The following is a 23,767-nucleotide window of genomic DNA, read 5'->3' as shown; positions in this document are numbered from 1 at the left end:
CTCGGCTGATCTTTGTCGTTCGGCTACGGATCCGCGGGTGTGTCCGCGCCATAACATGCGTGTGTGACCGGCTCCTACACCTACACGTTCGAAGAGATCCGAAACCGCCCGGCCGCCGTGATCGGCGCGGGCACCCTGGGCCGGCGCATTGCGCTGATGCTGGCCAGCCGCGGCGGTACCGTGCGGATCTATGCGCGCCGCGCCGAACAGCGCGACGAGGCCACCCGGTTTGTGACGGAAAACCTACCGAACCTGGTGGCCGGCAGAGGCTTTGGTGAGGTGGGCACCGTCGTCGGCACGGGGTCGCTGCAGGAGGCGCTGGACGGGACCTGGCTTGCGGTGGAGTCCGTCCCGGAGCGCCTCGACGTCAAGATCCCGCTGTGGGGCGAGATCGACCGGGCCGCGCCGCCGGACACCATCTTCGCGACCAACTCGTCGTCGTACCCGTCGCGCCTGATGGCCGAAAATGTGCGCGACAAGACGCGCCTGTGCAATACGCACTTCTACATGCCGCCGCAGTTCAACGCGCTCGACCTGATGTCCGACGGCCAGACCGACCGCGGCCTGCTCGACACCCTCCTGGCCGTGCTGCCGGAGTTCGGCGTGCATCCCTTCGAGGCGCGCAAGGAGTGCACCGGGTTCATCTTCAATCGGGTCTGGGCGGCCATCAAGCGCGAGTGCCTAGCCGTCGTCGCCGAAGGCGTGGCCCGCCCGGAGGACGTCGACGGGATGTTCAAGGTGAACTGGGGTGTGCCGGCGGGGCCGTTCCAGATGATGGACCTGGTCGGGTTGGACGTCGCGCTGGACATCGAGAACCACTACGTCGACGAGTTCGCAAACCTGCCCAAGGGCCCGCGCGACCTGCTGCAGGAGTATGTCGACGCCGGCAAACTGGGGCTCAAGAGCGGCGAGGGCTTCTACCCGTATCGCTAAAGCCGCTCCTTTCGCCCAACGTGAATTCCCTGCGAAAAACCCGCCGCTTTTTCGCGGTCACTTCACTCTCGGCGTGAGGGATGCATCCGACGCCCCTTTTGCGCAGAAATGGCGGGGCGCACGGCCCTTTCGACGTCGGAGCACGTTGGGTGCAGCGGATGAAACGGGCGCCCGCAGCGCGGCGCACCCAGGCATGCCTAGGGCATGCGGAGAGTCAGCAACCAGTTGCCGTGAACCTTGGGATCGGGAGCGCAGAAGAAGTCCGTCCACGTGAATGGCGGTACGGTGACCTTCTTGCCGGGCCCGGCGTCCTGACACGCCTGGTGGGTCGGGTAGCTCCCCTCGGTCTGCACCGTGTCCGCGTTGCTGGTGCCCACGCCGATCGTCACTGATCCCGCAACCAGCACACCCGCGGCGACAACTCCGAACGTCGATCGCTTCATGTCCATCCAATCCTCGTGCGGTGCTCCCCCTTGGAGCCAGAGCACTAACGTTAGGCCTGGTCAGGCCACTACACCAGAGCTATCGGTGACGCGCGTGCGGCTGTTACAGCGGGACTCCGACACCGGCGGCGGAATCAGCTCTGCATGCACTGTCCGTCCATACCTGGACCGCATCAGGCGGTGCACCAACGGGACGACCACGCCATGCAGCACGGGGTATTTGCGCCGCAGCAGTCGCGCCGCATCTCGGTACTCGGACCCCTCGAGCATGCGCACACGCGCCGGCAGCATCGGTCCGGTCGGCTTGCCCGACATCGTCGCGGGGCCGAATTCGACGTTCGGGTCGCGCCGGATCCGGCGTGCCTTAATCGCTCGTTCGTACGTGCGAAAGTAGGCACGGTCGCCGTCCACGACGACGCTGACGGGACTGGTTCCAGCGGTACCATCCTTGCGAAATGTGGTGAGCCTGATTGTCTTCTGCCGAACGAACGGGACTAGCAGCGGGTCGGTCGCCACGCCGACTTCGCCCAGGACATAGCCCAGTTGACCCAGCCGCAGGGCGATCGCGATGCCCATCACGACCGATGCCGCGCCGAGTGCCCACGCCTGCAGCGCCGAGCCGCCGAGGTCGAGGTCGACGACGTGATTCACGGTATGCACGGTGTTGGCCACGAAGTATCCGGCAAGTACGGTGACCAGCGCATCCGACCAGATCAAAGCGAGCAGCAGCGCCAGGCCGAACCCCACCTGGAACGCGCCGAGGTCGTGCAGGAAGTGTTCATGTGCGGGGAACCCGACGGCCATTGCGAACGAGAAGGGACTGCTCAGACACCAGACCCCGATCCCGCCGGTGACCAACCCGGTCAGTGCCGTGGCCGCGACCAGGTATACCCGTGCCGGGGTTGCGCCAGGAATCATGTGCCGTCCTCCAGTCGTGTCGTCTTCGCAATGCCAGACGAGACGGCGCGCAGATGTGTGACACGAGGATGTGTGACGCGAGCACTTATGGCGGCTCGCCGGCAAACGTGACGGCCGTGGCGACGGCCTGCAGCAGCCGCGCCAGTTGCTCGGCGCTGTTGATCGCGTGGTCGCCGGCGGCCAGCCGGGTGAACACTCCCGCGATGAACGTGGTGACGGCGGTGGTCTGCTCCGCGAGCAGGTCGGGATCGTCGGTACCGGGTTGTAGGTGGGCGATGGCGTCGCGCGCGAGGCCGATGATCCGCGCCGCGAAATCCTGCGACGTCTCGGCCAGGCCGGCATCGCGTGCGGCGCCCAGCAGCAGCTCGTGCCGCGCCCGATTCAGTATCAGGCCCGGCCCGTCGGCCTGCATCATCGTCAGCTCCGCGAGGTGCGTGAACGGCGAATCCGGGTCCAGCGGCGTGTCGATCACCGATTGCAGGTTGGCCGTGTCGATTTCGGCGACGCGCCGCCCGACGCCGCGCAGCAGCGCCGCGCGCGTGCGGTAGTAGTACGACGTGGTGCCGTCGGGAACCCCGGCGTACTTGTCCACCTGTCCATGGGTGAGCCCACGCGACCCGTGCTCGGCCAACACCTGGATTGCCGCGTCACATAACTCGCGCCGCCGCTCGTCGCCGTTGCGTCTCCTCGTTGGGTTGGCCGTCATGGGGTCAGCGCAGCACCGTGCCGCCGTCGATGTTGATCACCTGACCGTTGATCCACGCGCCTTCCTCGCTCAGCAGGAAGGCGACCAGCGACGCGATGTCGTCGGGAGCGCCGACGCGGTCACCGCGGATGCGTTTGAGCGCGCCGGCCTGCAGCTGCTCCCACTGCGGCACGGAGCGGATGGCCTCGGTCGCGGTGAACCCGGGCGCGACCGCGTTGCAGCGGATGCTTTCCTTGCCCCACCGCGACGCGACATGTCTTGTCAGCGCGCCGATTCCGGCCTTGGCGGTCGCGTACGCAGGCCGGGCGGGCTCGCCCTGGAACGCCGCGGCCGAGGACATGTTGACGATCGCGCCGCCACCGCGGGCCAGCATGCGCGGGATGGCGTACTTCATGGCGGCCACATACCCGCGCAGGTTCACCGCCATCACCCGGTCCCACACGGCGAAATCGATGTCGACCACGTCGGAGTCGCCGGCCAGCGCCGACATGTCCGCGCCGACGTTGAACATCAGGTCGACCTCTTCGGCGGCGTCGATCAGCGCGGCGACCGACTCGGGCTCGGCCAGGTCGAAGCCGACGTGCGTCGCGGCCCCGCCCGCCGAGACGATGCGGGCGGCGGTCTGCGCCGCGGCATCGACGGCCACGTCGCCGATCACCACCCGGCAGCCCTCCGCGCCGAGCCGGGCGGCGGTCGCCGCGCCGATGCCGGTAGCGCCGCCGACCACCACCGCAACCTTGCCGGCCAGTCCGCGTAGTCCCATGTCTGTTGACATTACCTCTAGAACTATAGAGGATCGCATCTCATGGCCGGGATTCATCGAGAGCGCCCCGGTGCCGCCGAACTCGCGGCGGCCACCGGCGCCGCCGCGACACCGCTGGGCGACGACATCTGGATGTCGTCCGGCGTCTCCAACGCCTACGCGGTCGGCACCGACGACGGCCGCGTCGTCGTCAACGCCGGGCTGGTGTTCGAAGGGCCGTTGCACCGCAAGGCTTTTGCCGACGTCACGGGTCCCACCCGCGCGATCGTCATCACCCAGGGGCACGCCGACCACTGGGGTGCGGTGAACGCGCTACGCGACGAGCACACCGAGATCGTCATGCACCGCAATTACCGGTACTGGCGCGACGACAACCAACGCCTGATGGGCTATCGCGTGCCCAAGACGGCGTTTGCGTTCCAGAAGTTCTCGGACGCGGTGATCGAGCACGCCAAGACGCAGGACCCCGCCGCCTTCGACTTCACGTTTCCCGAACCGACCACGACGTTCGACCGTCACCACGAGCTGACGGTCGGCGGGCGCACCTTCGAGCTGGCGTGGACACCCGGCGGCGAGACCACCGACTCGATCGTGGTGTGGCTGCCGTCAGAGCGAATCCTGTTCAGCGGTAATCTTTTCGGACCGTTGTTCGGGCACGTGCCGAACCTGATGACCATTCGCGGCGACAGGTACCGCGACCCGGTGCTCTACATCGAGTCGCTGAACACGGTGCTGGAGTTCGGGCCGGACAAGATCATCACCGGCCACTTCACCCCCATCGAGGGCGCCGATCGCATCGCCGAGGAGGTCACCGCGATGCGTGACGCCATGCAGGCCGTTCACGATCGCACCCTCGAGCTGATGAATTCTGGGGCCGACGTCTACACCGCCATGCGCGAGGTCAGGATTCCTGAGCACCTCGACGTCGGCGAAGGCTACGGCAAGACGTCCTGGAATGTGCGCGCCATCTGGGAGATGTACGCCGGCTGGTTCCAGCACCGATCGACCACCGAGCTCTACGGGGTTGCGCCGAATGCCGTTGCGGCAGAGGTGGTCAGCGCCGCCGGTGCGGCGAGTCTCGTCGAGGCGGCCGGCAGCCACGTCGCCGCCGGACGCGCGGTGCAGGCGCTGCAGTTGACCGACCTCGTCCTCGCCGCCGAGCCCGGCCACGCCGGAGCCCGCAAGGTGGCCGGCGATGCCCACGAGGCGCTGCTGGCCGGCACCGAGAACTTCTGGGAAAGAGCCTGGCTCACCAAGGAGATCAACGAATTGAGGGACACCGAATGAACACCCTGCGCTTCGACTTCACCGGCGCCAACGTGCTGGTTACCGGGGGCACCAGCGGCATCGGCAACGGCATCGCCGCCGCTTTTGCCGAAGCCGGGGCCTCGGTGACGATCACCGGAACACGCCCGGCTGCCACCGATTACGAATCGGACGGCGCGGATCTCAGCGCGTTCGAGTATCGGCAGTGCCGGATTCAGGAGCCCGAGTCCGTCGATGCGCTGGCAAACTCGCTGACCGCGCTGGACATTCTGATCAACAACGCCGGTGGGCCCTATCCGGCGGGCGACGAATACGATCCGGACGGCTACGTCGCGTCGGTGGCCCAGAACCTGCTCGGTCCCATGCGACTGACCATGCGTTGTCACGAGTTGCTCAAGGCGAGCACGGCCGCCGGCGGGGCAAGCGTGGTCAGCGTCGTCTCGATGTCGGCCTTCCGGTCGGCCGTCTTCGTCCCCGGGTACGGATCGTCGAAGATGGGCCTGGTCTCGTTGACCATGAATCTGTCCCGTCGCTGGGCGAACGACGGCATCCGGGTCAATGCCATCGCGCCCGGCCTCATCGACACCCGGATGACGCATCCGGCGATGAGCATCCCGCAGGTGATGGATGTCGAGATCGGCTTTCACACGCCGCTCGGCCGACCCGGCACGCCGCGCGACTGTGCGGGTGCGACGCTGTTCCTCTGTACCGACGCCGCGTCCTACATCACCGGGTCGACGATCGCCGTCGACGGCGGCTACCTGACGGTCTGAGCCATGGGTGAATTCGACTCGATCGCCTGCGCGGAAGACGTTTTCAAGCTCGCCGCGCAGCGCACCGGCCTCACCGAGACCGACTCCGACTCCTGGCGGGACGGGCTGGAAATCATCGTCGACGAGGTCAACACCTCGCCGGCGTTCACCCCGTTCGGCCGCGACCGGATCCTCAACGACGCCACCGACGCCCTCGGCCGGCGCCTGCAGGTCCACGACTACATCCAGTCCCACCCCGAGGTGCTCGACACGCCGGTCGAGAGGCCGCTGATCGTGCTCGGCATGCCGCGCACCGGCACCACCGTGATCAGCTACCTGCTGGACCAGGACCCGGCCCGACGATCGCTGCTGCACTGGCAGTGCGTGGACCCGATCCCGCCGGCGCCCGCCGAGATGTTGCGCACCGACCCGCGCTGCCTGGGCCTGCTGGAGGAGCAGCGCAAGATCCTGGAGCTGGTCACACAGGCGAAAGTGCCGCTGCCGCACTGGGAAGACGCCGACGGACCCACCGAGGACATGTTCATCCACAACCAGGATTTCAAGGGCCTGTCCTGGGACTCCTTCCTGTCGACGCGGCGCTACGCGGAATGGCTGTTCGACGAGACCGACATGTTGAGCACCTACGAGTACCAGAAGCGCTACCTGCAGGTGCTGCAATCCACCGCGCCGGGTGCGTGGAGCCTGAAGATGCCGTCGCACTCGGTGCACATCGAGGCGCTGCTGACGGTGTTTCCCGACGCGCGACTGGTGTGGGCCCACCGCGACCCGTACAGGGCGACGAGTTCGCTGGCCAACCTGTGGCGGCTGCCGAAGGGAATGACGCAGCACGCGCTGGACCTGGAGGCGATGGGACGCGACGCCCGGTGGCAGATGCGATACCACGTCGAGCGGCCGCTGCGGGCCCGCGAGCGGATCGGCGCGGACCGGTTCTTCGACATGTACTACCACGAGATGATGCGTGACCCGATGGATGTCATGCGGCGCATCTACGAGTGGGCCGGTGACCCGCTCACCGCCGAAGCCGAAGCGCGCATGCGCAATTGGCTCGCCGGGCATCCTCAGGACCGGTTCGGCCTCAGCTCCTACAGCCTCGAGGAGTACGGGCTGAGCGTGCCGGAACTCGAACCGGTCTTCGCCGAATACCTGGACACCTTCGACATCGAGCTGGAGGTGGCGCCGTGAAGGCCGCCATGGTCACCGGGCCGGGTCGCACGGAGGTCGTCGACGCGGAACGCCCGACGGTCGGTCCCGACGACGTGCTGGTGGCGATGCGCGCCTGCGGCATCTGCGGCTCCGACGCCTTCTACATCAGCATCGGCGGCATCCCGCCGCGGCAGGGCCGCCTGCCCCTGGGACACGAACCCGCGGGCGAGGTCGTCGAGGTCGGCTCGGCCGTGTCCGGTGTCGCCGTCGGCGACCACGTCGTGATCAACCCGATGGCCGCTCCGGGCGGCATCATCGGCAACGGGGGAGCGGCCGGTGCGCTGGCCGATTACCTGCTGATCGAAAACGCCGTCTGCGGAACAAGTTTGGAAGTGATCCCAAAGCACATCCCGTGGCAGGTCGCCGCGCTGAACGAGCCGATGGCCGTCGCGCGGCACGGTGTGAACCGCTGCAAGCCGCGGCCTTCCGACAACGTCGTCGTCTTCGGCGCCGGGCCGGTGGGGCTGGGCGCCGTGCTGGCCTTCAAATCCGTCGGCGTCCGGCACGTGGTCGTCGTGGACCTGATCCCGGCCCGACTGGACAAGGCGCTGCGGGTCGGTGCCGACGCCGTCGTCAACGCGGCCGACGAGGATGTCGTCGGGCGCCTCATCGAACTGCACGGTTCGGGGGAAAGCATGTTTCCCGGCAAAGCGGCCACCGACATCTACCTCGACTGCGCGGGCGTCCCCGCCGTCGTCAACACGGCCCTGGCGGCCGCCCAGAAGGGTGCGACCCTGGGTATCGTCGGCGTGCACAAGGAGCCGGTGCCGGTCGAGTTCGTGAACCTGATGAGCAACGAGATCACCATCGTCGGCAGCATGGGCTATCCCGACGAAATCTTCGAGGTGACCAAGGACATCGTTGCGAACTGGGAGAAGTATGCGCTGATCGTCAGCCACACCGTCCCGTTCGACGACGTCACGGAGGCATTGCGGCTGGCGAGCACGCCCGGTGCCGCCGACAAAGTAGTGGTCACCTTCTAGTGCCGAGCAGACGCAAAAGCCCGCCAAAACGATGCGTTTTGGGGGATTTTGCGTCTGCTCGCGGGGTCACCGCACGTACACGGAGAAGCCCCGGCCATAGCGTCCGGCGCCCGTCCTGATTTCCTGCTCGAGCGAATCGATGGGTTGCGCCTGCGCGGCCCCGCTTCCGTCGCTGGTGCTCGACGCAATCCCGACCAACGTCGGGCCCTGCGTGTACAACGGGCCGCCCGAATCGCCAGGGGCCTGAGCAACATTGGAGGTGAGCAGGTCCAGGTCGGGCCTGCCCGTGGTGTGCGAGACATCGGTGACCGTGCCGTTGGTACCGGCGGTTCGCTGCCCGTAGAGGCGTACGCGATCGCCGACCTTGGCCGTCCCGACGCGGGCGAAGAACGCCTGGATGCCGAAGGATTTGTAGGTGTAGATCACCGTGAACCCGCGCGAGCCGGTCAGTTTTCCATTGCCGTCCTTGGCATCTGGCTGCCAGGCGACAACTTCGCCGATCTGCTGACCCCACGCGTTGTAGACCCTTTCATGCAACGCCTGCGCGCAGTGCCCAGCCGTGACGGCGAGCTGGTCGCCGACCGAGTCCGTCGCGAAGAACCCCAACGAACAGTCGCGGGAGTTGATATGTAACTTCATGCCCACCGTCAGGACGCCGCCTCTGGCATGGGCGGGCGCGGGGACGAGCGCCGCCAGCGCCATTGCGGCGACGAGCGCGCCGAACAACTTCGCGATCATCGGCGTAACGTGCCGGGAACGTCTTGGGGAATTCTTGGCGGTTTGGCGCGGGTTTGGGGACGGCGCGCGAGCGTAACGTGGCTGCGGAATCCGGTCGCGGTTTTCGCAGTGTGGTTACGCTCGCGAAGTCCCGCGCGTGGCCCCGCCGCAAAGGCCCCGTCGCGCGATACCTCGCGATTAGCCCCGCGAGCCCAGCCGGCGCAACGCCAGCCGCGCGGCGTTGGCGCCGCACATGCCGTGCGCGCCGGGCCCCGGCGGGGCGGCCGCCGAGCAGATGTACATCCCCGGCACGCCAAGGGTGTAGGGCGACAGCGTGATTCGCGGACCGAACGTCAACTGGCGAATGTCCTTCGAGCCGGTCATGATGTCTCCGCCGACGTAATTGAGGTTGTACGAAGATATCTCGGTGGTGCTCCGCACGGCCTGCCCGACGATGCGGTCGCGGAAGCCGGGGGCGAACCGCTCGATCTGCGCGACGATGGCCTCGGTCGCGTCGCCGGTGTAGCCGTTGGGCACGTGCGCGTAGCTCCACACCGGATGAACGTCGCCGACCGATCGCCCGGGGTCGGCCAGATACTGCTGCCCGACGAGCACGAACGGACGTTCGGGCATCCGTCCGGCGTGGATCTCGCGCTCGGTGAACGCCAGTTCCGCGTAGTTGCCGACGAGATGCACCGTGCCGGCCCGGCCCGCATCCGGATTCGTCCACGGCACGCCGCCCTCGACGGCGAAATCGACCTTGAACGCGCCCGGCCCGCGCCGGAATCTACGGAACGCCCGCGAGATCCGCCGCGGCAGCCGGTCCCCGAGAATGCCCGCGACCGCGCCGGGGGCCAGGTCGAACATCGTGATGTCGGCGGGCGGCAGCTGCGAGGCGGCCGAGACTCGCACACCCGTCTCGATCTTGCCGCCCAGCTCGCCCAGCGCCGCGACCATCGCGTTGGTGATCGCCTGCGTTCCGCCCTCGGCGACCGCCCAGCCGTGCCGGTGTCCGGACGCGACGATGCCCATCCCGATCGCCGTGGTCATCGGGTAGTGCAGCGGCCGGAAGGCATGCAGCGCAACACCTCCGAACAGCGCCCGCGCCGCCGCGGTGCGGAACAGCCGGGCGAACGTCGACGCCGGCAGCAGCGTCGGGCCTCCGAAGCGGGCCAACTTCACCGGGTGGTGCGGCAACCGCAGCAGTGGGCCCATGATGTCGTCGCTCAGGGCGTCGAACCGCGACGCCGGGTAGCCGAACGCCAACCGCCAACGCGACCCGTCGCGGCCGAGAGCCGAAGCGGTCTGGTCCACCGACCGGTACAGCACCCCGGCGGATCCGCCGTCCAGCGGATGCACGCAGTCGATCTCCGGCAGGCGCCAGTTCAGCCCGTGCCGCTGCAGGTCGAACTCGGCGTGGAACGGCGAGCCGACGGCCATCGGGTGGATCGCCGAGCAGTGGTCGTGCAGCAGGCCGGGGAGGATGGCCTCGCTGCTGCGGGCGCCGCCACCGACCTCGTCGGCCGCCTCCAGCACGGTGACGTCCACGCCCTCGGCGGCCAGGGAGATGGCGGCGGACAGGCCGTTCGGCCCGCCGCCCACCACCACTGCTGTGCTCATACCGACACTCCTTGCTTCCCGTCGCGCAGCGACCATCCGACCTGGGTGGGGATGGGGCCGTTGGGCAGCCAGGGCTGCTCGGCGACCGCGTCCGCCACGTTCCAGGTGCCGCGCTCGATGACCCCGAGGGCCGCGTCGATCAGCTGGTAGTGCTGGACACCGCTGCCGAAGGCCTCGGACTCCACCCAGGCGATGACGCACTCGCCCGGTTCGAACTCGGCTTCACGCTGCACGGCGTTGATCAAGTCTTCATTGTGCAGGTGCCCGTCACCGAAGTTGAAACCGATCAGGGAGTTGCAGATGAATTCGCCCTCCCGCACGGTGCGGGCGTCGACGTCGGGCAGGCGGCTGATCAGCAGCGAGAACAGGCCCCGGCCCTGGCTGTGCATGGAGCGCCAGGCGATCGTCTTCTGGCAGGTGATCTCCGCGAAGGTCGGGTCGTAGCCGAAGGCGACGAACTGGTCCACCTGGTTGCCGGTCGAGCGGGTGACCCGGTTCAGCTTCGCTTCGGTGCCGGGTGCGAACGTCCACACGGCCGACGCCCAGTTGCCGGCGTACTGACGTAGCGACGGCAGGAACGACACCTTGTCCGGGCGCAGGTTGCCCAGCACCGGGAAGAACAGCAGACCCGCCGCCAGCGCCGCAGTCAGCCACGGCGAGGACATGTCGGTGATGTAGTAACCGTGCCAGGCCGGGAAGCCGAGGAACAGGAACACCGTGGTGTAGGCGAACACGACGTTCCATTCCAGCGGAACCGCCAGCGGGAACGTCGAGATGATGAACAGGTGGAATCCCACCATGAACAGCGCCGCGGCCAGAGTCAGCCACTTGTTGGTGGAGAAGAACAGCGCCAGCGGGGCGGCGATCTCGACGAAAGTTCCGTTCACGTGGGCCATGAAGCCGGCCACCCGCGACGGCCGCATGTCGTGCGGGAACTCCCGGTAGTGGGCCCGCTTGAGCGACTTGAACGGAATGAACGGGCTGTTGCTGACCATCGGCGGTATGACGTTGGAGAAGTGCTTGCCGAACTTGGAGAAGCCGGCACCGACCCACACGACAACGATCAGCATCTTCAGCGCGATGATCATGTCGGTGAAGGGCAGCACGGTGAAGAAGAGCAGCGCCGGGAAGTACTGCTCACCGCGCGCGGCCAGGAAGATGGTCTTGTCCCGCAATCCGATCAGCACCATCAGCGCCATCGGGGCCAGCAGCAGGGCAGGGTTGACCAATCCGGATATGTTGTCCGGCAGCATCTTTGACAAAGAGTCGCTGTGCACGCCCGGCAGCACCAGCGCCACCGCCAGGCTCACCAGCATGCCCACGTACAGCGCGATGTCGAACCAGCCGCGCCGGTCACCGTCGGTGAACGGCATCCACTTCCATGGCCGCAGCCGGATGGTGCCCGGCCGCGCCCAGAACAGGATGCCGCCCGTCATCGGCTTGACCTTGCCGGCCAGCGGTCCCCAGGACCCCGCGATGCCGACGGACTCGAGCAGCACGGTCCACAGGATGACCTTCTGATAGACGATGGGCTGGTTCCACCACTCGGCCACATGCCAGAAGGCCGGCAGTCCCGACGTGGCGGTGGCCACCGTGATGCCCCCGATCGCGAAGAGCACCAACTTCACGATGTAGATCAGATGGACCATCCGCGGTGAGCCGAAACCGTTTTCGGCCCAGTCCGCGCCGAGGATCCGAATCCGTTCCATTAGCGGTTTGCGCAGAAACGCATCCTGGTCGAATGCGGGGAGGGTTGGCTTGGTGAATCCCATGGTCGTTGCTCCTTGACGAATGGCGATAAGGCTGTCGCCAACGTTAGGAATCGCGCGCGGCGCTAGACAGTCGCTGATCGACAAAGCCGTCCAGCGGGGTTATCGCTGGAAGACAACCCCGAGGTCTAACGTCACTGGGATGAGCAAGCAAGGTCCTCGAGGCCTCGATGTTCAAGTCGGCGTGGACCGCTACGTCGCCGAGATCGCCGGTCAACTGCACGGCCGGTTGGCCGACGCGGTGGCGGAGATCCATCGCGCCCTCGAGAATCAGATCCCGGATCTGCCCCGGGACCCGCGGATCGCCGAGCTGCTCGGCGCCAGCGTCGAGGGCAACGTCGACACGATGTTGCGCGCGCTGCGCTACCAGATCGCCGTCGAGCGCGTCGAGGCGCCGACGGCGGCGCTGGAATACGCCCGCCGCCTGGCCCAGCACGGCGTGCCCGTGAACGCCCTGGTGCGCGCCTATCGGTTGGGTCAGCGCCGGATGAACGAGCTGATCTTCGCCGAATTGCGCGCGACCGATATCCCCGAATCGATGCGGGTGGCGGTGATCGAGGCGATGAGCGCCGCGATATTCGACTACATCGACTGGATGTCGCAGCAGGTCGTCGGCGTCTACGAGGACGAACGCGAACGCTGGCTGGAAAACCAGAACAGCCTGCGCGGCGTTCGGGTGCGCGAGATCCTGGCCGCGACCAATGCCATTGACGTCGACGCGGCAACCAACGCGATCCGCTACCCGCTGCGCTGGCACCACGTGGGGCTGGTCATGTGGTACCCGGACCAGGGCGCCGAGGTCGACGGGCTGCCTCGGCTGCAACGGTTTCTGCGCGGACTGGGCGAGGCTGCCGGCACCAACGGCGCCCCGCTGTTCGTTGCCGACGACCGCAGCTGCGGGTGGGGCTGGCTGCCGTACCGGGCGCCGTCCGACGACGCTGTCGAGACGGTCCGTCGGTACGCGCTGGGCCGGCCGGATCCGCCCAGCGTGGCGATCGGCGGCGTCTCCGTCGGCGTCGACGGCTTTCGCCGCTCACACCGCGAGGCGGTGCAGGCCCGCGGCGTGGCGATCGTCAGCGAGCACAATGCGCCGACGGTGATCGCCGCCGGTGATCCCGGATTGTCCGTGGTGGCACGGCTCGGCGGCGACGTCGCCGGGTCCCGCGAGTGGGTGGCGGAGGTACTTGGTGACCTCGCCGCCGATACCGACAACGACGCCCGGCTGCGCGAGACGCTACGGGTCTATTTGGGCTGCAGCTGCAGCTACAAGCTGGCCGCCGAGGAACTCAACATGCACTTCAACTCGGTGAAGTACCGCGTGGGCCGTGCGGTGGCCCGACGCGGCCGCGAGATCGGCATGGAGATCGGTGGGGACCGGCTGGACGTGGAACTCGCGTTGCTCGCCTGTCATTGGTACGGCGCAGCGGTCCTGCAGCCGAAATGACCGGGCCTGCAACTCATGGCGGGCCCGGTCGGGTCGGTGGGGGCGGGGATCACGCCGCGGCGGGGACGGGGAGCCGACGGCGTGCGGCGACTCGCGGGAGCGCATCGGTGCGGTCTTGCCGGTCGGCGGTCTGCCGCCGCTCACGGACGACGTACACAACGTGTAGGACCGCCGGGACGAGCACCGGGGACAGCACCATCGTGAGGTAGATGGTGATTTGCATGATCGCTTCGGACATGGCGTCGCCTACATTCCTCCGCTGCGCGGAATCGTCAGGATTATCGGATGAGTTGTAGCACTTGATGTTTCGGGCTAACGTTGGCCGAACCGCCGTGCACTCGCAAAAATCTACCCAGGGCGCTTCGGTTCTGTGATGTCGCGAACCGACTAAGTTCTGACGGGTTCTTGTTTCGCGGAAACAAACCGCACGTTTGCTTACGGCAGACGCTTTTCGACCTCGAAGGCCAGGCAGAGCTCAGCGAGATCCCTTGGCCGCGAAAGCGATCGGCCGGTCAACTCCTCGATGCGGCGCAACCGGTGCCGCACGGTGTTGGGATGACAATAGATCAGCGCCGCGGTGTCGTTGGCGGAGCCGCCGGCCCGCAGCCAGGCTTCGAAGGTGTCCAGGAGCACCGCGCGCTCCTCGGCGGGCAGTTCGTCCACACGCCCCAGCAGCGCGGACTTGATCTTCGTCATGACGTCCGGGGCGCTGACTGCGGCGACCGCCAGCGGGGTGTCGTCGAACACGGCGACGAGCGATTCCGTCGACGCCTTCCCGCCGACCGCCACCCTCGCGTAGCGCAGCGCGTCGCTGGTCTCCGACAGCTCGTGAAACGGCGCGCTGATACCGACCCGGGTCGTCGCCGCCTGCTCGAGGATGGCCACAAGTCCGCCGAGCCCGTCGGGCCGCAGGTGGACGATGCCGACCTGCAGGTCGGGCAGCAGCCGCCACGCCGAACGGAAGTCGCGCGCGGAGAGCTTGTTCTCGATGGCGGGCAGCGCGGCCTTTCCTATCGCCGGCAGCGCCGCCGCCACCACGACATACGGCCCGGAGGTGGGCAGCCGCAACAGGTCGGCGGCCTCCCAAAGGCTTTGCGTGTCGGTGATCCGCCGGCCCAGCAGCGCCTCCACCAGGGCCGACCGTTCCTCCTCCTGCTCGACGATCTGCAGCGTCAGCTGCTGGCGGTAGGCGCTGGCCATGGCTTGCGTGAAGATGTCCTGCGCGGTGAAAACCCTTGCCGTGGCATCCAGGATCGATTCGGTGGGGGTGCCCGCCGCCCGCGCCGCGGCCAGCGTGTCCTCCCACATAAACCGGAAACCCATGCGGTAGGCGGTCATCACCGCCGGCAGGGGAACCCCGGCCAGGGCGCGTTCCGCGCCCGTCTGCTCCGCGGGCGTCACATCGGGATCGCTGTGCCCGGCCAGCGAGTGAAAGATGAACGTCACGTTGGCCACGCAGCTTTCGGCGACCCGATCCCGGGTGACGACGGTGCCATCGCTGTAGGCGTCGATCTCTCGGCACAGCAGGTCCGCCATTTCCGTGCCCAGTTGCGGGGCGCGCGCCAGCATGAGCTTTCCGAGCTCGATGATGTGCGGATCCGCGGCCGCGCCCATACCCAGAAACCTTAGGCCCGCAGGCAGGCGGGTGTGCGCGGTGACACCGAATCGGCCCGCACGTTGTTTGCGCGGACATTGTGGTCTCAGCGCGCGGGCGCGACTCTGGATATACGCCCGATACGCACTTCCCGGAGGCAACCCATGACCGCACTGAGCGCCAACCTCGTCGCATCCAAAGACCGTCACCCCGACCGTATCGCGTTGCGCTGCAACGATTCGCAGGTCAACTACAGCCAGCTGCACGAGGCGGCGGGCCGGGTGGCGACGTTGCTGGAGCGGGCCGGGGTGGAGCCGGGCGATCGGGTGGGCGTGATGCTGCCCAACACACCCGCTTTCGCCGTCGCGTTCTACGGGATCATGTACCGCGGCGCCGTCGCGGTCCCCATGAACCCGTTGCTCAAGTCGCGCGAGGTGGCTTTCTATCTGTCCAACAGCGGCGCGAAGGCGCTGTTCGCGACGCCCGCGTTCGCCGACGAGGCCACCGCCGGCGCCGCCGAGGTGGGGGCGCAGTGCTGGCTGGTCGACGATGCCGGGCTGGCCGAGTTGACCGCTGATCTGCCGGCTGCCGAGGCGCACGTCGGCCGCGACGACGACGACGTCGCCGTCATCCTGCACACCTCCGGCACTACCGGAAAACCGAAGGGCGCCATGCTGACCCACGGCAATCTGAGTCGCAACGCCGATGTCTGCCAGCGAACGCTGGTGCAGATCAGCCCGGACGACGTGGTGATGGGCTGCCTCCCGCTGTTCCACGTGTTCGGACTGACGGGCGGACTGAACGCCTCGGTGTTGGCCGGCGCGACGCTGGCCCTGCTGCCGCGATTCGACCCGCGCGAGGCCGTCAAGCTGATCGAACGCGAAGGCGTCACGGTCTTCGAGGGCGTGCCGACCATGTACTCGGCGCTGCTGAGCGTCGCGGACGAGGCGGTCGCGGAGGCCACCCGCAGCCTGCGGACCTGCCTGTCCGGTGGCGCGGCCCTGCCCGTGCAGGTGCTCGCCGACTTCGAGGAGGCCTTCGGCTGCATGGTCCTCGAAGGCTACGGCCTGTCCGAGAGTTCGCCGGCGGCCTCGTTCAACCATCCCGACCGGCCACGCAAGGCGGGCTCGATCGGCACGCCGGTCGAAGGGGTCGAGATGCGGGTGGTCGACGTGGACGGCACCGAGGTCGCGCAGGGCGAGCGCGGCGAGATCCAGATCCGTGGACACAACGTGATGAAGGGCTATTGGAACCTGCCCGACGCGACGAAGGCCACCATCACCGCCGACGGCTGGCTGAACACCGGCGACGTCGGACGGATCGACGAGGACGGCTACTTCTACATCGTCGATCGCACCAAGGACATGATCATCCGCGGCGGCTACAACGTGTATCCCCGCGAGATCGAGGAGGTGCTCTACGAGCACCCCGCGGTGGCCGAGGCCGCCGTCGTCGGCATCCCGCACGACTCGCTCGGCGAGGAAGTCGGCGCCGCGGTGGCACTCAAGAAGGACACCACGGTCACGGCCGACGAACTGCGCGACTACGTCAAAGACCGCGTCGCCGCCTACAAATACCCGCGCCAGGTCTGGCTCGTCGAGGAGCTGCCCAAGGGACCCACCGGCAAGGTCCAAAAGCGCGACATCACTGTTCCCGCAACCTGAAAGCAGACGATAACGATGGCAACCCAAACCAAGCCCGACGAGCTGGCCGCGCCGCTCGACCTGTTGCTGACCAGCGCCACCAAGCCGTTCGCCAGCCGGATGCTGCCCGACGCCACCTGGGCCCGCTTCGCCGGCAACCTCGCCCAGCAGCCGGGGGCGGTCGCCGGCCGGGTGGGCGCGTTGACCCGGGAACTCGGCAACATCGCCGCCGGCAAGTCGCAGCGCGCGCCGGTGCGGGCCGACAAGCGGTTCAGTGACGCAGCCTGGCAGGAGAATCCGTTGCTGCGCCGGATCATGCAGGCCTATCTGGCCGGCTCCGAGACCGCGGCGGGGCTGCTCGACGATGCGCAGCTCGATTGGCGCGACGGCGAGCGCATGCAGTTCGTCGTCGACAACCTGATCGAGGGCCTGGCACCAAGCAACAACCCGCTGATCAGTCCGCTGGGCTGGAAGGCGTTGATCGACACCGGCGGACTAAGTGCGGTGCGCGGCGCGAAAGCCTTTGCCCGCGACATGCTTTCCAAGCCCCGCGTGCCGGCGATGGTGGACCCCGACGCCTACGCGGTCGGGGAGACCGTGGCGGTCACCAAGGGCGCGGTGGTGCTGAAGACCCGGATGTTCGAGCTGATTCAATACGCCCCGCAGACGCCCAACGTGCGCACGGTTCCCCTGCTCATGGTGCCGCCGGTGATCAACAAGTATTACGTCATGGACATCGCGCCCGGGCGCAGCATGATCGAGTACTTCGTGGCGCAGGGCCAGCAGGTCTTCGTGATGTCGTGGCGCAATCCGCAGGCGCGACACAAGGATTGGGGCTTCGACGCCTACGGCGCGGCGATCATCGAGGCGATGGACGCGGTGGAGCAGGTCACCGGGACCGACAGCACCCACCTGTTGGCCACCTGCTCGGGCGGCATCCTCGCAGCCATGACCGCGGCCCATCTGGCCGAGATCGGCGAGGGCGACCGGGTGGCGAGCCTGAACCTCTCGGTGACCGTGCTCGACGAGACCCGGGCCGGCTTCGCCGCCGCGGCGATGAGCGACCGTGCCGCCCAGGCCGCGATCCGGGCTTCGGCCAAGAAGGGCTATCTCGACGGGCGGGACATGGCGGAGATGTTCGCCTGGCTGCGGCCCACCGACCTGGTGTGGCGGTACGTGGTGAACAACTACGTGCAGGGCCGCAAGCCGGCCGCGTTCGACGTGTTGTTCTGGAACGCCGACACCACCCGGATGACCGCCGCGCTGCACCGCGACATGGTGCTGATGGGGCTGCGCAACGCGCTGGTCACCCCCGGTGAGGTCAGCATGCTGGGCAGCCCGGTGGACCTGGGCAAGATCACCGCCGACGCCTACATCGTCGGGGGTGTGGCCGACCACATCTCGCCGTGGCAGGCGACCTACCGTAGCGCGCGGCTGCTCGGCAGCAAGGACAACACCTACGTGCTGTCCACCAGCGGCCACATCGCGGCGCTGGTCAACCCGCCGGGCAACCCAAAGGCGTCCTACCGCACCGGGCCGGTCGATGCCGAGGATCCTCAGCAGTGGCTGGACGCCGCGGACAAGAACGCGGACTCTTGGTGGCCGCACTACGTGGCGTGGCTCGCCGAACGCAGCGGCGCGGAGGTTGATGCCCCGAAAGCGCTTGGTGGGGAGGGCCTTCCGCCGCTCGGCCCGGCGCCCGGGACCTACGTGATGGAGAAGTGAACATGCGCAGCGCCATCGGTGACGAACGCTATGTCACCGCCGGCGGGCAAAGGATACGCGTCAACGTGCAGCACGGATCGGGGGTGCCGCTGGTGCTGTGCAACGGCATCGGCGCCAGCCTCGAAGTGCTCGACCCGCTGGTGGAGCAACTGGACCGCACGGTGGTCAGGTTCGACGTGCCCGGCACCGGCGGATCGCCCACATCCCCGCTGCCCTACGGCTTTCCGTATCTGGCCTGGGTGCTGGGGCGGGTGCTGACCAAGCTGGGCATCGGCGTGGTGGACGTGCTGGGACTGTCCTGGGGCGGGGCCCTGGCGCAGCAGTTCGCGTTCCAAAATCCGCGCCGATGCCGCCGGCTGGTGCTGGTGGCGACGGGTACCGGTGCGCTGATGGTGCCGGCGCACCCGCGGATTTTGGCGAAAATGGTTACCCCGCGCAGGTTCTCCGATCCCGACTACGCGGCGACCATCGCCGGTGAGCTTTACGGCGGCACGGTCCGCGCCAACGGCGAGGATGTGGCGCGGCTGTTCGTGCGCCAGTTGCAGGCCGGCTCCAAGGTCGGCTATCTGCACCAATTGCTCGCGGGCTCGGTGTGGACCAGCCTGTTCGCGCTGCGCGCCGTGCGGCAGCAGACGCTGATCGTGGCGGGCACCGACGACCCGATCATCCCGGTGGTCAACGCCCACATCCTGCACACGCTGCTGCCGCATTCGCGGCTGCACCTGCACGACGGCGGGCACATCGACGTGGTGCACAACGCGTCCCAGCTCGCGCCGGTCATCGAGGAGTTTCTGGGGGATTAAGGCTTTATGCGAGACCGCCGGCACCGCCCGACGCGCCGGCGCCAGCCTTGCCGCCGATCGCGCCGACGTGAATTCTTTCTTTGCCAGTGCGGGCGAATTGGCCGGCGTCGCCGTAGTCGTAGTTGCCGTCCTTGACGCCAAGGCCTCCGGCGCCGCCGTTGCCGCCGAAACCGCCGTCGCCGCCGACATCGGGGAAGTTTGGATTGCCGTTGTCGGGAACGGTCGCGCCGGCTCCGCCCGTTCCGCCTGCTCCGCCGCGGCCACCCGGCCCGTCGACGCCCATGCCGCCCGTTCCGCCGTTGCCGCCATTGCCGCCGTCGCCGCCCCCGTAGGAGACGACACCGCCGCCGATGCTGCCATTCCCGCCGTTGCCGCCGTTCCCGCCGGCGCCGCCGGTGGAACCGACGCCGCCGTTGCCGCCGTTGCCTCCCGTTCCGCCGTCGCCACCGATGAAGAACCCGCTGCCGTCGCTGCGCACTCCGCCGCTGCCGCCCGTCCCGCCGGCGCCTCCGACGCCGAGGCCACCCGAAGCGCCGTTAGTGCCACCGGTCGAACCGGAGCCGCCGGCGCCCCCAGCACCGCCGAGCGCCGCGTCCCCGCCATCTCCGCCGTTGCCGCCGGCGCCGCCGATTACGCTGCCAGCTTCAGAGGAAGTCCCGCCGGTGCCGCCGTTGCCGCCGCGGCCGGCGGTTCCGCTTGTCCCGCCGGCGCCGCCGTTGCCGCCGACTCCGTGCCCCGACAGAGCATTGCCGCCGTTGCCGCCGGCACCGCCGATACCACTTGCTCCACCCTTCCCGCCAGTTCCGCCCGGACCGCCCTGCGGCGTCGTTGGCATGCCGGTGGTGCCTTGAAGTCCGTTGCCGCCCGCGCCGCCGTCGCCGCCGGTACCACCGGCGCCCCCGTTACCGCCGTTGCCGGCGATGGTTCCGCCGTCGCCGCCCTTCCCGCCGGCGCCGCCGGTTCCGCCCTGGGCCCCGTCGGTTCCGTTGGTGCCAGGGAATTTCCCGGAATGGCCCGCGGCCCCGGTCGCTCCGTTGCCGCCCGCTCCGCCGTCGCCGCCGTCGCCGACCGATCCGCCGTTGCCGCCGTCGCCGCCCTTGGCGCCGGCAGCGCCGATCGTGGTGGCATCGGCGCCCTTGCCGCCGTTGCCGCCGTTGCCGCCGCCGCTCGGAAGGCCGCCGGTCTGGCCCCTGCTGGCGCCATTGCCGCCCGCACCGCCCGCGCCACCGGTGCCGGGGTTGCCGCCGCTGCCGCCGTTGCCGCCGACGCCAGCGTTGACCCACAGGTCGCCGTCGCCGCCGGTGCCGCCGTTGCCGGCGATGCCGCCGGTGCCACCGTCGCCGCCGGTGCCGCCCGTGCCCTTGACGCCGGCGGAGGCGGTGCCGCCGGCCCCGCCCCTGCCGCCCGTCCCGCCGGCGCCGCCGGCCCCGCCCCGTCCGCCGGCTTGCCCGGCGTCCGCTGTGGTGCGAGTCGGGTCGGTGCCCCGGCTGTATCCGTCACCGCCGGTACCGCCGCTCCCGCCGTGGCCGCCGACGCCGCCGTTGCCAGCGTTTCCGGCCTTGGACCCGCCGCTACCGCCGTCGCCACCCTTGCCGCCGTCACCGCCGGTCTTACCGCCGGCGCCGTCGATGCGGGTCGCGGTCCCGGCGTCTCCGTCGACTCCCTGCTTGCCGTCGCCGCCGGCTCCGCCATTGCCGCCGTTGCCGTGGTTTCCGCCGTCGCCGCCGCGTCCGCCGTCGCCGCCCGTGCCGCCGGCGGTGATGGCGTCGGCGCCGCGGCCGCCGTTGCCTCCGTTGCCGCCGGTGGTGGGGGCGGTGCCATCGGTGCCGCGTGTCCCGGTGGTGGTGCCTGGGCCTTGGCCGCCGGCCCCGCCGTTGCCGACGGCGCCGACGTCGCCGCCCCTGCCGCCGTCGCCGCCCTTGCTCACGCCGGCCGACAGGTCGCCGTCGCCGCCCTTGCCGCCGTTGCCGGCGGCGCCGCCGTTGCCGCCGTCCCCGCCCGCTCCGCCGGCGCCGTGGATGCCTGCCGCCGCGGTCCCGCCGTCGCCGCCCTTTCCGCCGGCCCCGCCGGCTCCGCCGGAGCCACCGTGTCCGCCGGCGCGCCCGATGTCGTTGACGGCGTTGCTGGTATCGCTGCCGCGGTTGTAGCCGTCGGTGCCGAACCCGCCGTTGCCGCCGTCGCCGCCATCGCCGGCTCTGCCGCCGTTTCCGGCCAGCGAGCCACCGTTGCCTCCGTTGCCGCCCTTGCCGCCGGCGCCGCCGGCCACGCCGTTGCCCCCGTCGACTTGGGTCTTCGAGCTTGATGCGCCGTTTGTACCGTCCTTGCCGTCCCCGCCGTTGCCGCCGTCGCCGCCGTTGCCGTGGTTTCCGCCGTCGCCGCCGCGTCCGCCGTCACCGCCCTTGCCGCCCGCGGTGGTCGCGTCGGCGCCGCGTCCGCCGTCGCCGCCGTTGCCGCCGGTGCTGGGGGCGGTGCCGCCCGCGCCGTGGGTGCCGGTGGTGGTGCCCGGGCCCTGGCCGCCGGCACCGCCGGTGCCGGCGGTGCCGGTGTCGCCGCCTTTGCCGCCGGCGCCGCCTGTGCCGCTGTTGACCGTGCTGTCGCCGTCACCGCCGTCGCCGCCGTCTCCGGCGCTGCCGCCGTTGCCGCCGGCTCCGCCGGATCCGCCGTTGCCGTGGGTGCCGTCGATGCCGTGGGTGGACAGGGCTTTTCCGGCGGCGCCGCCGTCGCCGCCGGTGCCGCCTGCGCCGCCGGATCCGCCGTTGCCGCCGCGGTCGCCATCGTGGCCCCCGTCGGTGTAGCTGGCGCCGGTCAGGCCGTTGCCGCCGTCGCCGCCGCGGGCGCCGTCGCCGCCGCGGCCGCCGTCGCCGCCGTTGCCGGACAGGCTGCCGCCGGTACCGCCCGCGCCGCCGACCCCGCCGTCGCCGCCCTTGACGCCGTTGACGCCGTCGACGGAATCCGTTGTGCCCGAGGCGCTTGCGTCGGCGGCCTTGCCGTCGCCGCCGCGTCCGCCGTCACCGCCGTTGCCGTGGTTTCCGGCGTCGCCGCCCTTGCCGCCGGCCGCGCCGTCGGTGCCCGCGGTGGTGGCGTCGGCGCCGCGGCCGCCGTCGCCGCCGTTGCCGCCGGTGGTGGAACTACTGCCGGTGGCGCCGCGCGCACCCGTCGTCGAACCCAGGCCGCCGGCGCCGCCGGCGCCCCCGGTGCCGCTGTTTCCGCCCTGGCCGCCGGCGCCGCCGACGCCATCGTTGACCGACATGCCGCCGGCCGCGCCGTGGCCACCGTCGCCCGCGGCGCCGCCGGCCCCGCCGGCCCCGCCGGCGCCCCCGACGCCTTGGTTGCCGGCGTGCCCGGCCGTCGCCGTACCGCCCTGCCCACCGACACCGCCGGCGCCGCCGACGCCGCCGGACCCGCCGTTGCCCCCGGCGAGACCCGCTGCGCCGGCGCTTTGACCCGAGTCGCCGGCGGCGCCCGCTCCGCCGGCGCCGCCGAAGCCGCCCGCGCCGCCGGCGCCACCTGCGCCGCCGTCCCCGAGGAGCTTGCCACCGGCACCGCCGATGCCGCCGGTACCGCCGGTGCCGCCGCCCAGGCCGGAGCCACCGTCGGCGCCTGACGTCGTGGCCGAGAGACCCGCGGTCCCCGTCGCCCCGGCGCCGCCGGCGCCGCCCGCCCCGCCGAAGCCGATTAGCCCGGCGTTTCCGCCATTTCCACCGGTTCCGCCGGTGGCGTCCTGCAGCAGTCCGGACCCGCCGATTCCGCCGGTGCCACCATCGCCCAGCAACCATCCGCCATTTCCGCCACGGCCGCCGGCCGCCCCCGCCCCGCCGGTGCCCCCGGTGCCGCCGTTGCCGATCAGCCCCGCGGCACCACCGGCGCCGCCAGCAACGCCGGGATTCACTCCGGCCGCGCCGTTGCCGCCGTTGCCGTAGAGGAGCCCGCCCGCTCCGCCGGCCTGTCCCGGCGCGGAGCCGTCGGCGCCGTTACCGATCAACGGGCGTCCCAGCAGCGCCTGAGTCGGGCCGTTGATGATGTCCAGCGCAGCCTTCTCCACGGCCTGCAGTGGCTTGGCGCTGAGTAGCTCGGTGGTCGAGTAGGCCGACGCGGCCGCGGCGACCTGGCGGACGAACTGGTCGTGAAACGACTCCGCCGCCGCGTTCACGGCCTGGTAGTCCCGGCCGAATTCACCAAATAGCTTCGAAATCGCGACCGAGATATCATCCGCGCCCGCCGCGGCGAGACTGGTGGTCGGCGCCGCCGCGGATTTGCTGGCGTCAGTGAGCGTCGACCCGATCCGCGCCAGATCTGCCGCGGCGGTCGTGAGCGCTTCGGGTATGGCTACCAAGGACATCGTCGACCTCCGGCCAAAAGGTGGATTGCGCTTAAAAGAACTGTTCTCTGCAAATCAGAACGAGCGTGTGGTGGGCGTCACGTTACTCATTTGTTGCCTCAGCAAGCTATTAAGCAGGCCAAATT

19 protein-coding genes are annotated in these 23,767 nt (G+C 69.6%); 9 read left to right on the top strand and 10 right to left on the bottom strand.

The features are described 5' to 3' along the window. Positions 1–63: 63 nt before the first annotated feature. On the top strand, positions 64–933 hold the full coding sequence (locus AC5Y5V_RS19165) for a 3-hydroxyacyl-CoA dehydrogenase family protein (protein ID WP_499938489.1): 870 nt from the start codon (positions 64–66) through the stop codon (positions 931–933). A gap of 197 nt (positions 934–1,130) precedes the next feature. Here the strand turns inward: AC5Y5V_RS19165 and AC5Y5V_RS19160 are convergent, their stop codons facing one another. The 4 genes from AC5Y5V_RS19160 to AC5Y5V_RS19145 all read right to left on the bottom strand — a co-directional run bounded on the left by AC5Y5V_RS19160 (position 1,131) and on the right by AC5Y5V_RS19145 (position 3,763). Next, positions 1,131–1,376 (bottom strand): hypothetical protein, encoded by a 246-nt coding sequence (locus AC5Y5V_RS19160; RefSeq protein ID WP_499938487.1) that lies wholly within the window; start codon positions 1,374–1,376, stop codon positions 1,131–1,133. A 60-nt stretch (positions 1,377–1,436) separates the two neighbouring features. Beyond that, the gene (locus AC5Y5V_RS19155; RefSeq protein WP_499938485.1) at positions 1,437–2,294 is read right to left on the bottom strand and encodes a PPOX class F420-dependent oxidoreductase; all 858 of its coding nucleotides are present in this window, start codon (positions 2,292–2,294) and stop codon (positions 1,437–1,439) included. Between the two features lie 85 nt (positions 2,295–2,379). Continuing rightward, positions 2,380–3,000: a TetR/AcrR family transcriptional regulator gene (locus tag AC5Y5V_RS19150; protein WP_499938483.1), complete on the bottom strand. Its 621-nt coding sequence runs from the start codon at positions 2,998–3,000 to the stop codon at positions 2,380–2,382. 4 nt (positions 3,001–3,004) lie between these two features. Next, a complete protein-coding gene (locus tag AC5Y5V_RS19145; RefSeq protein WP_499938481.1) occupies positions 3,005–3,763 on the bottom strand; it encodes an SDR family NAD(P)-dependent oxidoreductase in 759 nt (252 codons plus the stop codon). A gap of 42 nt (positions 3,764–3,805) precedes the next feature. On the opposite strand from AC5Y5V_RS19145, the gene AC5Y5V_RS19140 reads away from it, so the two are divergent. The 4 genes from AC5Y5V_RS19140 to AC5Y5V_RS19125 are packed head-to-tail and all read left to right on the top strand — an operon-like array spanning position 3,806 to position 7,988. After that, positions 3,806–5,050 (top strand): alkyl sulfatase dimerization domain-containing protein, encoded by a 1,245-nt coding sequence (locus tag AC5Y5V_RS19140; RefSeq protein WP_499938479.1) that lies wholly within the window; start codon positions 3,806–3,808, stop codon positions 5,048–5,050. Beyond that, positions 5,047–5,802: an SDR family NAD(P)-dependent oxidoreductase gene (locus tag AC5Y5V_RS19135; protein WP_499938477.1), complete on the top strand. Its 756-nt coding sequence runs from the start codon at positions 5,047–5,049 to the stop codon at positions 5,800–5,802. Before AC5Y5V_RS19140 ends, AC5Y5V_RS19135 begins: the two co-directional genes overlap by 4 nt. A gap of 3 nt (positions 5,803–5,805) precedes the next feature. Further along, positions 5,806–6,984, top strand: coding sequence for a sulfotransferase family protein (locus tag AC5Y5V_RS19130; RefSeq protein WP_499938475.1), 1,179 nt, complete (start codon positions 5,806–5,808; stop codon positions 6,982–6,984). After that, complete coding sequence (locus AC5Y5V_RS19125; RefSeq protein ID WP_499938473.1) at positions 6,981–7,988, top strand: zinc-dependent alcohol dehydrogenase; 1,008 nt, start codon at positions 6,981–6,983, stop codon at positions 7,986–7,988. The genes AC5Y5V_RS19130 and AC5Y5V_RS19125 overlap by 4 nt, the downstream gene beginning before the upstream one ends. 66 nt (positions 7,989–8,054) lie before the next feature. On the opposite strand, the gene AC5Y5V_RS19120 is transcribed toward AC5Y5V_RS19125, so the two are convergent. From AC5Y5V_RS19120 to AC5Y5V_RS19110, 3 genes are all read right to left on the bottom strand, one after another. Next, entirely contained in the window at positions 8,055–8,726 is a 672-nt protein-coding gene (locus AC5Y5V_RS19120) for a chymotrypsin family serine protease (RefSeq protein ID WP_499938471.1), read from the bottom strand. Between the two features lie 177 nt (positions 8,727–8,903). Then, positions 8,904–10,325, bottom strand: a complete 1,422-nt coding sequence (locus tag AC5Y5V_RS19115; protein ID WP_499938468.1) for a phytoene desaturase family protein — start codon at positions 10,323–10,325, stop codon at positions 8,904–8,906. Then, positions 10,322–12,097: a DUF3556 domain-containing protein gene (locus tag AC5Y5V_RS19110; RefSeq protein ID WP_499938466.1), complete on the bottom strand. Its 1,776-nt coding sequence runs from the start codon at positions 12,095–12,097 to the stop codon at positions 10,322–10,324. The genes AC5Y5V_RS19115 and AC5Y5V_RS19110 overlap by 4 nt, the downstream gene beginning before the upstream one ends. Positions 12,098–12,236: 139 nt before the next feature. On the opposite strand from AC5Y5V_RS19110, the gene AC5Y5V_RS19105 reads away from it, so the two are divergent. Continuing rightward, positions 12,237–13,538, top strand: a complete 1,302-nt coding sequence (locus AC5Y5V_RS19105; protein ID WP_499938464.1) for a PucR family transcriptional regulator — start codon at positions 12,237–12,239, stop codon at positions 13,536–13,538. A gap of 49 nt (positions 13,539–13,587) precedes the next feature. Here the strand turns inward: AC5Y5V_RS19105 and AC5Y5V_RS19100 are convergent, their stop codons facing one another. Together AC5Y5V_RS19100 and AC5Y5V_RS19095 are read right to left on the bottom strand one after the other, a co-directional pair. Further along, on the bottom strand, positions 13,588–13,776 hold the full coding sequence (locus AC5Y5V_RS19100; protein WP_499938462.1) for a hypothetical protein: 189 nt from the start codon (positions 13,774–13,776) through the stop codon (positions 13,588–13,590). 197 nt (positions 13,777–13,973) lie between these two features. Further along, complete coding sequence (locus tag AC5Y5V_RS19095) at positions 13,974–15,152, bottom strand: PucR family transcriptional regulator (RefSeq protein WP_499938460.1); 1,179 nt, start codon at positions 15,150–15,152, stop codon at positions 13,974–13,976. A gap of 144 nt (positions 15,153–15,296) precedes the next feature. Between AC5Y5V_RS19095 and AC5Y5V_RS19090 the strand changes: the two genes are divergently transcribed. Genes AC5Y5V_RS19090 through AC5Y5V_RS19080 form a run of 3 tightly spaced genes read left to right on the top strand, consistent with a single transcriptional unit; the run spans position 15,297 to position 19,303 of the window. Beyond that, positions 15,297–16,796 carry a long-chain-fatty-acid--CoA ligase gene (locus tag AC5Y5V_RS19090; protein ID WP_499938458.1) on the top strand — a complete coding sequence of 500 codons (1,500 nt, stop codon included), beginning with the start codon at positions 15,297–15,299 and terminating at the stop codon, positions 16,794–16,796. A gap of 15 nt (positions 16,797–16,811) precedes the next feature. Continuing rightward, entirely contained in the window at positions 16,812–18,500 is a 1,689-nt protein-coding gene (locus tag AC5Y5V_RS19085; protein ID WP_499938456.1) for a PHA/PHB synthase family protein, read from the top strand. 2 nt (positions 18,501–18,502) lie between these two features. Next, entirely contained in the window at positions 18,503–19,303 is an 801-nt protein-coding gene (locus AC5Y5V_RS19080) for an alpha/beta fold hydrolase (RefSeq protein WP_499938454.1), read from the top strand. 4 nt (positions 19,304–19,307) lie between these two features. Here the strand turns inward: AC5Y5V_RS19080 and AC5Y5V_RS19075 are convergent, their stop codons facing one another. Next, positions 19,308–23,642 (bottom strand): PE family protein, encoded by a 4,335-nt coding sequence (locus AC5Y5V_RS19075; protein ID WP_499938452.1) that lies wholly within the window; start codon positions 23,640–23,642, stop codon positions 19,308–19,310. Positions 23,643–23,767 lie beyond the last annotated feature (125 nt).

The organism is Mycobacterium sp. NGS68, assembly GCF_059812195.1.
Note: the sequence above shows the minus strand (reverse complement) of the source record. Positions and strands in the feature narration are given on the sequence as shown.